10 protein-coding genes are annotated in these 15,329 nt (G+C 59.9%); 1 reads left to right on the top strand and 9 read right to left on the bottom strand.

Translation table 11 applies throughout. The annotated features are described in order from the left end of the window. Nucleotides 1-3: 3 nt before the first annotated feature. From ppsA to ACZ5AL_RS11620, 8 genes are all read right to left on the bottom strand, one after another. A complete protein-coding gene (ppsA, locus tag ACZ5AL_RS11655; RefSeq protein WP_464510554.1) occupies nucleotides 4-2,445 on the bottom strand; it encodes a phosphoenolpyruvate synthase in 2,442 nt (813 codons plus the stop codon). A 180-nt stretch (nucleotides 2,446-2,625) separates the two neighbouring features. After that, a complete protein-coding gene (locus ACZ5AL_RS11650) occupies nucleotides 2,626-3,687 on the bottom strand; it encodes a DUF2231 domain-containing protein (protein ID WP_464510553.1) in 1,062 nt (353 codons plus the stop codon). Nucleotides 3,688-3,731: 44 nt separating this feature from the next. Continuing rightward, complete coding sequence (locus ACZ5AL_RS11645) at nucleotides 3,732-5,780, bottom strand: heavy metal translocating P-type ATPase (protein ID WP_464510552.1); 2,049 nt, start codon at nucleotides 5,778-5,780, stop codon at nucleotides 3,732-3,734. A gap of 50 nt (nucleotides 5,781-5,830) precedes the next feature. Further along, the gene (locus ACZ5AL_RS11640) at nucleotides 5,831-7,666 is read right to left on the bottom strand and encodes an efflux RND transporter periplasmic adaptor subunit (RefSeq protein WP_464510551.1); all 1,836 of its coding nucleotides are present in this window, start codon (nucleotides 7,664-7,666) and stop codon (nucleotides 5,831-5,833) included. An 88-nt stretch (nucleotides 7,667-7,754) separates the two neighbouring features. After that, a complete protein-coding gene (locus ACZ5AL_RS11635; RefSeq protein ID WP_464510549.1) occupies nucleotides 7,755-9,092 on the bottom strand; it encodes a TolC family protein in 1,338 nt (445 codons plus the stop codon). 59 nt (nucleotides 9,093-9,151) lie between these two features. Continuing rightward, nucleotides 9,152-12,835, bottom strand: a complete 3,684-nt coding sequence (locus tag ACZ5AL_RS11630; protein ID WP_464510548.1) for an efflux RND transporter permease subunit — start codon at nucleotides 12,833-12,835, stop codon at nucleotides 9,152-9,154. Nucleotides 12,836-13,052: 217 nt separating this feature from the next. Next, entirely contained in the window at nucleotides 13,053-13,439 is a 387-nt protein-coding gene (locus ACZ5AL_RS11625; protein ID WP_464510547.1) for a cupredoxin domain-containing protein, read from the bottom strand. A 147-nt stretch (nucleotides 13,440-13,586) separates the two neighbouring features. Then, on the bottom strand, nucleotides 13,587-14,048 hold the full coding sequence (locus ACZ5AL_RS11620) for a hypothetical protein (protein ID WP_464510546.1): 462 nt from the start codon (nucleotides 14,046-14,048) through the stop codon (nucleotides 13,587-13,589). A 240-nt stretch (nucleotides 14,049-14,288) separates the two neighbouring features. Here ACZ5AL_RS11620 and ACZ5AL_RS11615 point away from each other — a divergent pair, with 240 nt between their 5' ends. Further along, nucleotides 14,289-14,687, top strand: coding sequence for a DUF411 domain-containing protein (locus ACZ5AL_RS11615; protein ID WP_464510544.1), 399 nt, complete (start codon nucleotides 14,289-14,291; stop codon nucleotides 14,685-14,687). Nucleotides 14,688-14,718: 31 nt separating this feature from the next. On the opposite strand, the gene ACZ5AL_RS11610 is transcribed toward ACZ5AL_RS11615, so the two are convergent. Continuing rightward, nucleotides 14,719-15,081, bottom strand: coding sequence for a thioredoxin family protein (locus ACZ5AL_RS11610; protein ID WP_464510543.1), 363 nt, complete (start codon nucleotides 15,079-15,081; stop codon nucleotides 14,719-14,721). Nucleotides 15,082-15,329: the final 248 nt, after the last annotated feature.

Here is a 15,329-nt window from a genome sequence, read left to right as displayed (position 1 = left end):
CGATTAAGCAAGAGATCTATGTGGATGCTTCTGGGCAGAGCGGTTGGAGATGTCTGCTGTCTCTGCTTGCGCTACCGCACGGATCACATCGACCACGCTGTCGGGCGTCACGGAGATGGAGTCGATGCCTGCGTCCACAAGAAAAGCTGCGAAGTCCGGGTAGTCGCTCGGCGCCTGCCCACACAGCCCGATGGGCCGATCTGCAGCGTGTGCTCGCTCAATGACATCGGCGATCATCTGCTTGACAGACGGTTGCTGTTCGTCGAACAAGTTCGCAAGACGGCCTGCGTCGCGGTCAACACCTAGCACAAGCTGCGTGAGGTCGTTGGACCCGATGGAGAATCCGTCGAACCGTTCGGCAAAGTCGCGGGCCTGAACGACGTTTGACGGCAGTTCAGCCATCACGTAAACCTGTAGGTCATTCTGACCGCGCGCCAGCCCCTCCTCGGCCATCACGGCAAGCACCTTGTCGGCTTCTTCGGGCGTTCGGCAGAACGGAATCATCACCACCACATTTGTAAAGCCCATCTCCTCGCGGACCCGGCAGATTGCCGCGCATTCGAGTGCGAAGCCCGCCCGGTACTCTTCATGGTAGTACCGGGACGCGCCCCGCCATCCGAGCATCGGGTTGTCTTCTACCGGCTCGAACGCCTTGCCGCCAATCAGGTCTGCATACTCGTTTGTCTTGAAGTCGCTCGTGCGCACGATCACTGGTTCAGGATACTGCGACGCGGCAATGGTGGCGATGCCGCGTGCCATGCGATCAACGAAGTACTCGCGCTTGTCGCTGAAGCCCTGGGTGAGCCGCTCGATTTCGTCGCGCGTCGCATCATCCTCCAGGTCGTCAAACCGCACCAGCGCCATGGGGTGAATCTGGATGACGTTATTGACGATGTACTCAATCCGCGCAAGACCTACGCCGCGCACGGGCAGACGCCACCACCGCAGGGCCCCTGCCGGACTGGCAATGTTCAGCATGATGCGCGTCTGCACCTCTGGCAGATTCTCCAGGTCAACCTCCGTCACCTCAAAGTCCAGCACGCCATCGTACACATAGCCGGTGTCGCCTTCGGCACAAGAGAGCGTTACCTCCTGATCATCGTGCAGCATGTCCATGGCATTGCCCGTGCCAACGATAGCAGGAATGCCCAGCTCGCGACTTACGATTGCAGCGTGTGAGGTGCGTCCGCCATGGTCGGTAATGATGCCGCCTGCTTTTTTCATAATCGGCCCCCAGTCGGGATCCGTCATTGACGTTACCAGGATGCGCCCCTCTTCAAACGCGTCAATGTTTTCTACGCTTTCGATCACACTGGTGCGTCCCGTCGCAATGGATTGGCCGATGCTAAGGCCTGTGACCAGAGGATTGGCTGAGGCCTTGAGTTGGTATGATTTGATGGTGTTCTCGCCCACGCGGGACTGCACCGTCTCGGGACGGGCCTGTACGATGAAGAGCTTCTCGCTTTCGCTATCGCGCGCCCACTCGATATCCATGGGCCGGTCGTAGTGCGCTTCAATGAGCCGCCCCCAGCGCGCCAACTGCAGCGTTTCCGTATCCGTTAGTACGAAGTTAGATCGCTCCTCTCGGGTTGTCTTGACAGTGCGCGTGGACGTTTCTTCATCGTCGGTAAACACCATCTTTTCCTGTTGCGTGCCGCGTTGTTTACCGATGATAGGGATACAGGCCTCGTCCTCCAGCAACGGCTTGTACACCATGTACTGGTCTGGGGTGATGGAGCCTTTCACGACCGGTTCGCCAAGCCCCCAGCCTGCATCGATAACCGCAACATCAGGAAAGCCGGTCTCGGTGTCGATGGTGAACAGCACGCCGGCCTTATCGGCCCGGACCATCTTCTGCACGCCAGCGGAAAGAGCCACCTTCATGTGGTCGAACCCGTGGTTCGCCCGGTAACTGATGGCCCGGTCGGTGAACAGCGAGGCGTAGCACTTGCGGCAGGCCTCCAGCACGTCGTCTGCGCCATGAATGTTGAGATACGTCTCCTGCTGCCCAGCGAAGCTCGCCTCCGGCAGATCTTCGGCGGTGGCACTGCTACGCACGGCCACCGCGACCTCTTCAGCGTCGTACTGTCGACAAAGGGCTGCGTAGGCTGTGCGAATGTCTGATTCAACCTGTTCTGGGAACGTGCCGTCCCGAATGAGCTGACGAATGGTCTGCCCTACGTTCGCGAGCGGCTTGTTGTCATTCTGCCAGTCGGCAAGCGCCTCACGAATGGGAGATTGCAGGTCATTGGCTTCGATAAACGCCCAATACGCGTCCGATGTCGTTGCAAAGCCGCCGGGCACGCGTACGCCCTGTGCGTGCAGGTTTTTTATCATTTCGCCCAGAGAAGCATTTTTGCCACCCACCAGTCCGACGTCTTCATTGGTGAGTTCGCTGAGTTGCCGGGTGTAGGCGTGCGAGGTTGTTCTGGCTGCTTTGTGCATTGCTTTTTGGCGTCCAGGAGACATTCAGAGTGACGCCAACGTACGTCTGGGCCTCAACAGTTCATGTACAGAACGCACACGGATTGTGCCGTATAATGGCACCAATCCATGTCATATCTTGCACCGTGGTCTCGTGCGTTTTTGGTATCTTGCCTACTGGGCCTTATCCGACTGTAGAACCTATTCAATGGCCTGAACTGTCATCCGTCTGAGCTTAACGGTTCCGCTCCCCTCCAGCAGCAGGCCGGTCTGTCCGGCGTCGGGTATAGGAGTATGGGTATGCGTCACCGTTTCGCCATTCACGTAGCCGTAGAAGTGGCCGTCTACGCCGGTGGCGCGCATGGAAAACCATCCGCTGACATCGAAGGGCTCCTCGTCCTGGACATCATCCTCGCCGTCTACGAGGCGGCCCTGGGCAAATGTATTGCCCGACTGCCGCCAGTAGTGCAGGTTCGCCGTCGAGGTGACGTTGTGGATGAGCGCCGTGGTGCCTTCAAACCCGTCGGTGTTGAGGTCACTCTGGATCTCCATACCGCTGAGGTCATCACCAATCACCACCACAATGCGACCATCGATGCCGGATAGTTCGAGCCCAGGCCCATTCTCCTCATTCTCCACGATCTCAAGCTCAACGGCATCCGGGTCTCCCTTTAGCCAAGTGAATGACTCTTTGAAGGCCGCGCTGGCCCCCTCAGTAATACGCCATGTCCAGCTACCATCATCTTCGAACACGGGCTCTGCCTCTGCAATACGCTGGGCCTTTTGGATCGCATCCAGTTCTGCACGCAGCTCTTGCGCAGCGCTGACCCCCACGCCATGTGCGTAAACAAGCTCTCCGCCCCGCTCGCTTCCTTGCCAGAGCAGGAGCATCCCTGGAAGGGCCATCAGCCATAGCACGAGACCCAACCAGCGGTTGGGTTCAGCATTCGATAGGAACGCACCAATACGAATCAGCGCGTATGCCCCGAAGAAAAGCAGCGTGTAGAAGGCCCAGTCTTCGTGGCTGGTGAGCGCGCTCATCGCCTCGGTCGGCACGTCCACCGTATCGGCTGCCCGCTGGCCGCTCAGGTAGGCGGCTCCTGTGCCAATTGCGCCAAGAACATAAAGAATCACTGCTGTCAGCGATAAGGCTTTCCGCCGAACAAGTGCAGCAACCAGATCGACGAGCACAGCGCCAACCAGCAGCCCAATGGGTACGTGTACAATGAACGGATGTATGTTTGGAAGCCAATCGGGAAGCATGGGCTTGCATTTTTACAGATGAGGACGAAGACAAGGTACCGATCTCAGGCAGCACTGAGATCATGCCGCCGCATCAGCATCGCGTTGATGGCAACGATTACGGTGGAGGTGCTCATCAAAATGGCACCGACGGCCGGAGATAGCAGAATGCCCAGCGGGAAGGCCACACCAGCAGCCAGCGGAAGGGCTATGGCATTGTAACCCGTGGCCCAGAACAGATTCTGAATCATCTTTTGGTACGTGATCGCCGACAGACGCAAGGCGCGGGTAACGTCCTCGGGGTCGTTGTCAACAAGCACAAGATCCGCCGACTCAATAGCTACGTTCGTGCCGGCACCGATCGCAATGCCCAGGTTCGCCTGAGCAAGCGCCGGGGCATCGTTGATGCCATCACCGACAAAGGCCACCTGCTGCCCTTCGTGCTGCAGATCCTTCACGATCTCCGCCTTATCGCCGGGCAGGACGCGTGCGTAGTAGCGCTCAATGCCGAGTTCGTCGGCCACCGTCTGGGCCACGGCCTCAGCGTCGCCGGTGATCATAACGGATTCGACGCCCATCTCTCGGAGCGCGTCGACGGCGGCTTTCGCACTGGGACGCACCTGATCGGCGAGCGCAATGAGGGCGACCACTTCTGCTTCGTCCATCAGCGCGACGACGCTCTCGCCACGTTCGTTGACGGCGTTGTACGGCTCCTGCAACTCATCGGGAAAGTCGATGCCGAACTCCTCCCGCCATTCAAGCCGCCCGATACGATAGGTTTGTCCGTTGAGTAGCCCACTGACGCCTTTCCCGGCTGCTACCTCAAAGTCTTTGATGGACGGCGGTTGAAGTTCTCGCTCGCGCGCGGCCTCCACGATCGCCGCGGCCAGATGATGCTCCGAACGATTTTCCAGCGCCGCGGCGAGCTTGAGGGCCTCATCTTCGTCGATGCCGTTCGTGTGGATCGACTGCACGACGTGCTCGCCTTTTGTGAGCGTTCCGGTCTTGTCGAAACACACCACGTCGATGTCTCGCGCCCGCTCGAAGGCCTCCCGGTTGCGCACGAGGATGCCGTTCTGGGCCGACATGGACGTGGCGTTCACCACTACGAGCGGGATGGCGAGCCCGAGCGCGTGCGGACAGGCCATTACGAGGACCGTCACCGTGCGCACGATCGCAAAGTCGAACTCGAAGCCGATCAGGAGCCATATGATGAAGGTAAGGGACCCCGCGCCGATGGCAATGAGCGTAAGCCAGAAGGCCGCGCGGTCGGCCAGGTTCTGAAACTGACTGCGTGATTCCTGCGCTTCCTCCACGAGGCGTTGCACCTGACTGAGGGTGGTTTCGCCGCCGGTGCGCTTGACCTCCACGGTCAGCGCCCCCTCGCCGTTAACGCCGCCCGCCACCACCTCGTTGCCCTCTTCTTTCGGTACCGGCTTCGACTCGCCAGTAAGAAACGCCTCATTCACGCTCGACGCGCCATCGACGACGTCGCCGTCAGCCGGAATCTGGTCGCCGGGGCGGATGAGGATGCGGTCGCCTTCTGAAAGCTGCGATACGGGCACCGTTTCGGTACTGCCATCGTCCCGAAGCAGCCGCGCCTCGTTTGGAACGAGTTCGGCCAGATGCTCAAGCGCCTTGCTTGCACCCTCCACCGAAGCCATCTCGATCCAATGGCCAAGCAGCATAATCACAATGAGTGTGGAGAGCTCCCAGTACAGTTCCATACCTGGCGCGCCGAACGTTACAGCGAGGCTATACCCGTAGGCCACGGTGATAGCCATGGAAATGAGCGTCATCATGCCCGGCTGGCGAGCGCGTATCTCGTGCACGAAGCCCTTCAGGAAGGGCCAGCCCCCGTAAAAGAAGAGCACGGTGCCAAACACGGGCCCCACCCACTCAGCTCCCGGAAAGGGGACGGCCTCGTAGCCAAACCAGCGTTGAATATCCGCCGAAAGGTAAAGAATCGGAAGCGTGAGCACGAGGCTCAACCAGAACCGGTCACGAAATGCCGCCGGGCTGTGATGATCATGGTCGCTGTGGTCATGACCGTCGTGGCTGTTACCGTGCTCGGCGTGGTCGTGGTGAGCATGGTCGTGGTTCGAGTGTGCCATATCGATTTGGGTGTTCAGTTTATAGAAAGCGGTGTAATCGAGAACAAGAGTCACTCATCCAACCGCTCAATCACCTCCCCACACCCGAGCATATTTTCGGGCAGATACGGGTTGAGGATCTCCTCTTCATCGCTGATCCAATAGGCGCCTTCGTTATCGAAAGCCATTGGGCAGTACTGCCGATACGCAACCCCATCAATACCAAATCGCTGAATGCTGTAGGCCAACACAAGCGAGATGGTGTTGAACTCGGCCCGAATCCCATCAAGGTTCTCCGCATGCTCAACGTGGCTCAGGTGCGACTCAAGAGCCGTCAGATCTTCCATCCAGGCGTCGTGGGGCTCCGAATCAAGGAGGGCCATATCTACGTCGTCGAGGGTGGCCTGTAGCGTCTGGAGATGCGAACGGGCAGCGGCTTCGTCGGAGTCAATGAGTGCATCTCGGACGCTCAGATAATCGCTGAACACATCGGTCAGTTGGGCGCGAAACGCATCGGGGATCTCGTCTCGAAACGTTTCCTCGGGGGCTTCGAGGTCGTGTTCATCAGCCGAGGCGTCCATGTCATCATGATCGATGTCGTCGTCCTCCATATCGCCATGGTCGTGGCCGCCGGGAGCGGCGCCAGTGCCGGGCTCGACGTTCATCATGCTGCGGCGGTCGGCCAGCTGAAATTCGCTATCGATGCGAAACGCACCGTGAGTTACGACATGCTCTCCCGCTTCCAGCCCATCGGTGATGACATAGTCGCTGCCCATGCGCGGCCCCAGCGTAACCTCGCGGGCCTCGAACCGTGGGGCATCGGCCTCGCTGTCGTACACGTAAACGAGCGAGCGCGGCCCGGTCCACAACACGGCGCTCGACGGCACAACCAACTGCTCATCACTCGCATCCGCCTGAATGGTACCCCGCACGAGCATGTCGGGCTTGAGCGCTCCATCAGTATTGGTAATCTCTGCGCGCACACGCACCGTGCGGGTGTCGCGGTTTACGGTCGGATCGATGTAGCTGATGGTCGCCTCGTGCGTGTCTGCACCCTGCCCACGCGGATGAAAGTTGACAGACTGACCGGTGTCGAGCCATTGCAGATCCTCTTCGTACGCCTCAAACACAACCCAGAGGGCATCCAGGTCGGCGACTTCGTACAAAACGGAGCCCTGCTGCACATACTGTTCGCGCGAGACATTGCGCTCCATGACGATGCCGGATACGGGGGCGGTGATGTTCACCTCGGTCTGTACTTCTCCGGCCTCCTCGATGCGCTGAATCTCTTCCTCCGAGAGCTCCCACAGGCGCAGCTTCTGCCGGGCGGACTCCACCATTTCGGGACGGCGATCCTCATACCGCAGGGCCTCCAGCAGTTCGCGCTGTGCACTGATCAGGTCGGGCGAGTAGAGCGTGCCCATCGTTTGGCCTGCGCGGATGGGGGCTCCGGTGAAGTCGACATTCAGGTCACGGATGCGCCCGTCTACGTGGGCGGTTACAGAAGTGATGCGCCGCTCATCGACCTGCAGCCGTCCGGGCAGACGGAGCTCACGCGTAGGCACCCGCTGCTCTACACGGCTGGTCTGCACCTGCGCCAGTTCGGTGGCGGTTTCGGTCATGACGAGCGCGAAGTCGCCGGTGTCTTCGGTCTGGCTGGCGGGGATCAGGTCCATGCCGCAAATCGGACACGAGCCGGGCTGCTCCTCGCGCACCGATGGATGCATGGAGCATGTCCACACCTCGGCATCAGCCGCCTCAACATCGTCGGCGCCGTGGTCGGCGTGTTCAGTAGATGTGTCGGTAGTCGTTGGATCGGTGGCCGATCCGCCAAAGAGCACGTAGCCCAGCAGCAGTCCGGTTGCGAGCAGCGCCGCGCCGATCCAGAGGTTTGTTTTCGTAGGCATGGGGTTGAGGGAGATTTAGAGGGTAGGGACACATCACCGTATGGGCACATCGGCGATGTGCCCGTACTTACGGGATCAGGGCGTAAGATCAGGGTGTCGGGCGATCAGGCGAGCGGGCAAGCGCTTCGAGGCGGGCGCGGGCGGCGTGCTGATCGGCCTGCGCTTCGACGATCGCCAGCGCGTAGCCCAGCATCTGGCGTTGCATGCGGATAATCTCGTCGAAGGGGGTGCGTCCGGCTGTGTAGTCCTCGCGGAGCACCCGCAGCGCCTGTGCTGCACGCGGAAGCAACTCCTCGCGGTGCAGCGTAAGGCGGCGCGTGGCTGCCTGGTAGGCCTGCACCTCACGCTCAACGGTTGTGCGCAGGTCACGCGTAAGCTGCTGACGTTCATGTTGTACCCGGTGGCGCTCGGCTTCTGCCTGCTGCTGACGCGCACGATACGGCGCGCGAAAAAGCGGCACCTCAATGGTCGCCATGAGTGCCACGCCTTCGTTCATGCGGTCCATCATGCGCATCTGCATAAAGTCGCGTCCCATCACTTCCACACCCAGTCCGATACGAGGGTAGCCCTCGTGGCGTGCAACTTCAGCATCGGCGCGAAAAGCATCGTCCTGCGCATCAAAGCGATCCAGAGTGGGATTGCGATTGAGCACGATATCAGCAAGCGCGTCGGCATCAGCTGGGACGGTACGGTCGGCGAGCTGCAGGTCGGTGTCAGGAAGACCCTCCGGCAGGTCGATGGATGCGTCGGGCGCGCGGTCGAGCAGGGCGTTGAAGGAAGCGCGGATGGGATTGCGGGCTTCGCGGAGCGTCTCCAGCTCAGTGCGCAGTTCCTCCTGCTCCATCTCGATGCGCAGCAGATCGACCTGTCCACCCGATGCACGTCCGGTTTCGTAGCGGGTGCGTATGATGGGCTCCAGGTCGTCGAGCAGTTCAATCTGCTGCTCGGTAAGCTCCACCGTGCGCTGGGCCTGGTAGTAGTCGAAGTAGGCCGTTTGGACATCGCGCATCAGGTCGAGCCAGGCGGCTTCAAACTGCTGTTCCTGTGCGCGGGTGCGGTGGTCGGCGGCGGTGCGACGGGCCGTGCGCGTGCCAAACCAGGGAAACATCTGCATGGCGGAGACCGCAAAGCGTCCGGGCAGACTCCCTTCTTGGTTGGGCGGGTTCGCAAAGAACGCGAGGTTTACCTCTGGATCCGGCAATGCCCCCACCTGCGCCCGCTGGTGCGACTGCGCGACCACCGCCTGGTACTGCGCTTGTAGCTGCGAATTGCTGGTGGCTGCTTGCTGAAGGTAGTCGTCGAGCGGGGCCAGCGCCTCGGCATCGGCCTCGTCAATCAGCGCGCCGTAGGGCGTGTCCTGAGCAGATACAGGTATGCTCAAGACAAGCAATACGAGCATCAAAAAGACCGGTATATGTTGCGTCATTTTTCGCACAGGCTTGAGTAGATCCAAGTTGCAAGGGAGCACATAGAGGGTACAGGGCATCACGGCGTGTTCAGCGTCCACTCTTTCCACAGGGCATAGAGCAGCGGCACGAGAAAGAGGGAGAGCACCTGCACAAACATCCCACCAAAAATGGGCACCGCCATGGGCACCATGATTTCCCCCCCCTTGCCCGGCGTGGTCAAAATGGGAAGCAAGGCCAGCAGGGTGGTGCCGGTCGTCATCAGGCAGGGACGCACGCGGCGCATTCCGGCACGCACGGCCACATCGCGGATCTCAGCAACTGTGGCGGGGGCCTCACGATCAAAAAGCTGCTTCAAGTAGGTGGCCAGCACCACGCTGTTGTCCACCGCGATGCCAAAGAGCGCAAGAAAGCCCACCCACACCGCCACGCTGAGGTTGATGGTGCCCATCTGAAAGAGGTCGCGGATCTCGGTGCCCAGCAGGTTCACGTTCATGAACCACTCCTGTCCGTAGAGCCACAGCATCACAAACCCGCCGCTCCATGCAAGCGCAATCGCCGACAGAATGATGGCCGCGGTAATCGTGCTGCGGAACTGGAAGTAGATCAGCAGGAAGATGATGAGCAGCGTGATGGGCACGATGAGCGCCAGGCGGCTGGACGCGCGCTGCTGGTCTTCAAATTCGCCCGCCAGTTGGTAGGTCACGCCTTCGGGGAGCGTCAGATCGCCCTGCGCAATGGCATTGTCGATCGCGGCTCCCGCATTTTCGGCGGCCTCAACCGCTGAATGTCCCGACTGCGCGTCGAACGTCACGTAGTTAACGGGGAAGGTATCCTCGCTCCGGATGTTCATTGGGCCCTCGGCATACTCAATGTCTGCAAGCTGGCCAAGGGGGATCTGGCTGCCGTCGGGGGCGGGTACGAGGATGCGGGCGATGGCATCGGGATGGTCGCGCATTTCACGGGCGTAGCGCACCCGTACCGGGTAGCGCTCGCGGCCCTCCACGGTCTGCGTAAGCGTTTCACCACCCAGCGCAATCTCGATGACCGTCTGCACGTCATCGACGGTAAGTCCATGACGGGCAATGGCTTGCCGGTCGATGTTGATCTCCAGATACGGCTTGCCGGCGACGCGGTCGGCAAAGACCGACCCCGGACGCACGCCCTCGGCCTCGCGGATGATGCTTTCAAGCTGAATCGAAACGTCGTCGATGGTGTCGAGGTCGGGGCCAAATACCTGCACGCCAATGGGTGCCCGCATGCCGGTTTGCAGCATTACAAGGCGCGTTTCGATGGGCTGCAGGCGCGGCGCCGAGGTTACGCCGGGCAGGTCGGCAGCTTGCACGATCTCGTGCCAGATGTCATCTTTCGACTGAATATGGTCGCGCCATTGCCGGTAATAGCTGCCGCGACGGTCGGGGATGAGGTCGCCCTGGGCATCGCGCACGAACTCGCCGTTGCTATTTGTTTGGAAGCGCACGCGTCGGCCACGCTCATCGGTCTTGTACTCGCTGGCGTACTGGATGACGTTTTCGAACATGGAGATAGGCGCCGGGTCGAGCGCCGACTCTACGCGTCCGATCTTGCCGACCACGGTTTCTACTTCAGGGATGTTGGAGACGCGCATATCCATTATGCGGACTTGCTCCACGGCTTCTTCCATGCCGGCGTGTGGCATGGTGGTGGGCATCAGCAGGAACGAACCCTCGTCGAGCGTGGGCATGAACTCGCGGTCGAGCGTCTGCCAGCTAAACACGGCGGCGACAAGCAACAGAAGCGGTCCCAGCAGAAAGAGCCCCTTCCGCGTCATAAGGGCGCGCAGCATGGTTTCGTAGTGACGCTGGAACAGCAAGAAGGCACCCAGGATGAGTACGACCGCAGCCAGCACGAAGAGCAGGCTGAACACGACGGGGTTTTCGGGGCCGAGGGGAAGCCACACGCCGGCAAGCAACCATCCGATACCCAGCACGATGATGCCAACCGCGATATACGGCTGGTATGTGCGCAAAAGCTCCGCATCCACCAACCCCTGCCGGTTGGGAAAAAGCACCGCCAAGCCGAGCAGGCCTAGCCCCAGCAGGATGAACCCGGCCCAGGGCATGTAAAAGAGGAGTGCGAGCCCGCCAAGCACCATCGCACTGTTGGCCCCGATGCGCATCCAGCGCTTGGTTTTTGTGCGGGCGAATAACGCGTGGGCAAATGGCGGAATGAGGGCAATGGTGATGACGAGTGCCGCGGCGAGCACAAACGTCTTGGTCCACGCCAACGGCCCGAACAGGCGGCCTTCCGACGCCTCCAGCAAGAACACGGGTAGGAAACTCACAATGGTAGTGGTGAGCGCAGTGATGACGGCGGGACTCACCTCACTGGCGGCGCGGAAGATGACATCGCGGCGCGATTCATCCTCTTCGGCCTCATCGATATGGCTCAGCATGTTTTCGGTCATGATGATGCCCATATCCACCACCGTTCCGATGGAAATGGCAATACCCGCCAGAGCCACGACGTTCGCATCCACTCCGACGTAGCGCATCATGATAAATGCCATAAGCACGGCCACCGGCAGTAGTGCCGACACAATGAACGAGGCGCGCAGGTGCATCACCATGATCATGATCACGATGATGGTGATGAGGATCTGCAGGGAGAGTGCCTCTTCGAGCGTGCCGAGCGTTTCGTAGATGAGGCCGGTGCGGTCGTAGAACGGCACAATTTCGAGCTGCGACACGGTGCCGTCGCCCAGTGTCTTCGAGGGCAGTCCGGTCTGGATCTGCTCAATCTGAGCGTGGACGTTCTCGATCACCTCCAGCGGATTCTCGCCATAGCGCGCCACCACCACGCCACCTACTGCTTCGGTGCCGCCTTTGTCGAGCATGCCGCGCCGCTGCGCCGGCCCGAGCGATACGCGGGCCACGTCGCGGATGCGAAGCGGAGTGTTTCCTTCACGCGCGTCAACCACGCTTTCTTCGATATCAGCCAGCGTCTCGATCTGTCCGCGTCCGCGCACGATGTACTCAGCGCGGTTCATTTCAAGCGTACGGGCGCCGACATCGCGGTTGCTCTTGCGCACGGCTTCGGCAATGTCGACAACGCTCACGTTACTCTCGCGCATGGCAAGCGGATCGATATCGATCTGGTACTCCTGCACGTGCCCGCCGACGCTGGCCACCTCGGCCACCCCTTTAGCAGAAGCCAGCCCGTAGCGCACCTGGAAGTCCTGGATGCTGCGCAGTTCGTGCAGATCCCAGCCGCCAGTTGGATTGCCATCCTCGTCGCGCCCTTCGAGCGTGTACCAGAAGATCTGTCCAAGCCCGGTCGCATCGGGACCCAGTTGGGGTTGCACGCCATCGGGAAGAAGGTCGCCGGGAAGCGCGTTAAGCTTCTCAAGGATGCGCGTGCGGCTCCAGTAGAACTCGACATCTTCCTCGAAGATGATGTTGATGGTCGAGAAGCCAAACATAGAACTGGAACGCACCGCCTCCACGCCCGGCACGCCGAGCAGCTCCGTCGTTAGCGGATACGTGATCTGATCATCTACATCTTGCGGCGAGCGGCCCGGCCACTCGGTGAACACAATCTGCTGGTTCTCCCCGATGTCGGGAATCGCATCCACCGGGACCGGGTCGCGTGGGAGCACGTCGAGATCCCAGTCAAACGGCGCCGTAGCCACCCCCCAGCCTACCAGCGCAAGCAAGAGCAGGGCAGCAACCAGTTTGTTATCCAGAAAAAAAGCAATGATGCGATCCGTCAGCGTCATGGACATCCACTATTCAGTCGGGGGTGCAAATAGAGTGCGGTGTCACGCGTGATTCGTTGGGCGTTTGAGAGCACACAATTCCTCCTCCTGGTTCCTTCCTCCCTGGAGAGGAAGGTTAGGATGGAGGAGAAAACACCCGTCAAAACTCGATCATTCAGGTGTAACAGCGTAAGAGGCGCAGCTCCCAGCGGGGGAATCTGTTGGGTCCACGCACCGAGCGGGATTACGACTGAACCATCAGCGTACCGCCGACCATGTCCATGCCGCACGTAAAGGCAAACTCACCGTCCGATTCAGGCGTCACCTCAATGGCGACGGGCTGGTTCATGGGGAGATCGACTGGATCCACGCCCAGGTCGGGGATCGTGACTTTTTCGATGCAGGGCGACTCGCCTTTGCGTGTGAAGATAAGGCGGGTGGTTTCGTTGGCAGTGAGTTGAATATGAGCTGGAGCGTACCCATCGTCGTGCACGTCAATCTCCACGGTGGGCATGTCGTTTTGCGTTTCAGGCTGAGCTGGGTCGTCGGGGCTGGTGCTGTCGGATCCGCAGGCGGCGAGCATTAGCGCCATCAACAGGATAACAACAGGGGAAAGGGTGCGGGTAAACATAGCAATCGTAGAGAAAACAGGAGCGTAGCGTAAAAAGACAGGGGGAGAAGCGCGTGAGGGCCCCTCCAAATACGAACGGCTTGCGTGCACCGGATACGTCCGGCTTACACCGGCACAGGAGTGACACAGGACCGTGCTACGCGATTGCTATATCAGAAATGAACTGTTGCGGATAACCAGCGATTGCAGCGCCGTGACTGGGGGCGCACGATCGGAAAGCGGGCCGATCACTGCGTCTTTCACGTCCAGCGTGGGCAGGACGTGCGCCGCCGCTGGGGCTATCTGTATGTCATGCGCCAGGGTAGCACGCGGATGCACCGCTTCGCTTGCGGCCTGCTGCATTTCGATGTCGCAGCACGTCTCTCCTGATAAGAACACATCAGACGGTTCAGGAGCGTGATCGGGGCAGGGGGCGGCATCATGAGCATCATGCGTGTCTTCTGTCTCACCGCTATCGGTTGGGCAGCAGCACACCAGCATTGAAGTCATGCTGCCCTGCTGCATCATCTGAGCACACACGTGCTGTGCGATGGGCGCCAGACTGCTTAAGAGCAGCGCGGCCATCGTAAGCAGCGTTCCAAGCCGGTGGGTGCGAGTGGTGTGCGACACGAAGAGAGTTGTTGTTACTTGTATTTGCAAGCCTTCTTAACGACAGGGATATATCAGGGTTTCGAGAACGAAGGAGCCTCAGCCCACGCCATCGGTATAGGCTCTCCCAATTTCGCTTCGTGTTGTAGTTCTATTGCTGCTATGTTCAAGAATCTTTCTGCGGGTCCTATTCTCAAGGGATTGGTTGCTGGCATGGTGCTGGCGGCTGTTACAATGTTTGCCCTTTCGCAATTCGGTGTTATGTCAGCTTCCGATGACCTACCGCCTGTGATGGTCTACCAAGATCCAGACTGCGGATGCTGCTTCGACTGGATCGATCACCTCGAAGAAAACGGTTTTGAGGTGGAGGCCGAGTTTCGCAATGACATGGGCAACGTAAAGCAACAAGCGGGTGTACCGCAGCAACTCGGCTCGTGCCACACGGCCATTGTTGGGGATTACGTGATCGAAGGCCACGTGCCCGCCGATGATATCAAGGCGTTGCTTCACAACGCGCCAGAGGGTATTCAGGGCCTCACCGTACCGGGCATGCCTGTGGGGTCACCCGGTATGGAGCGCGGCGACCAACTCGATCCGTACGACGTGCTGTCGTTCACCTCTGATGGCGCCACCCGGGTTGTTGCCAGCTATGGAGAGTAAGCCGGCACTGTGCGCGTCAGAGGACAGACGTTCAGGTGCTGCATGAGGGCGGGGTACCAAAGAAGACTTCAGCATCAATGCGATCTAGAAAGTCGTTGATCTGAGCCTTGCCCTCCAGCGCAGCATCGACGGTACCCGCTCGAAAGACAAGCAGTGTAGGCACGGATTCGACCCCGAATCCCTTTGCGGTTTCGGGGTCCTCGGTTACGTTGAAGGTGCCCACCACCCCGTCTGGACGAATGCGGCATGCCAAGTCGTCTACCGTCTGTATGGTTTGTTGACAGGCGCGACACCGGGGAGCCCAAAAGTCTACAACCACCGGCGTGTCGGCGGTGGCAAGCGTTTCTTGCAAGGAGTTCGTGGTAAATGCGCGAGCGTGTTGCAATGTGGCCATAGTTGAATGCAGATCTATGAAACAAGTGGGTCCCTATGTTGGAGGGCGGTACGTTGCGTTACGGCATCTTGGGCAGCTTCTCTTTGGGCATGTTCTCTTCTTAAACGATTACACCACGAATCCTTCATGCGCTGTTAAAGTATAGAGCCGCACAAGGCCTTAATCTTTGATTGTTGGTGGGTATAGTGCTCTGTCACAGGTCAAAGTTTGGGTTGCACCGCACTCCTTTAAATGATGTCATCTTGAGC

The organism is Natronotalea proteinilytica, assembly GCF_055379935.1.
Note: the sequence above shows the minus strand (reverse complement) of the source record. Positions and strands in the feature narration are given on the sequence as shown.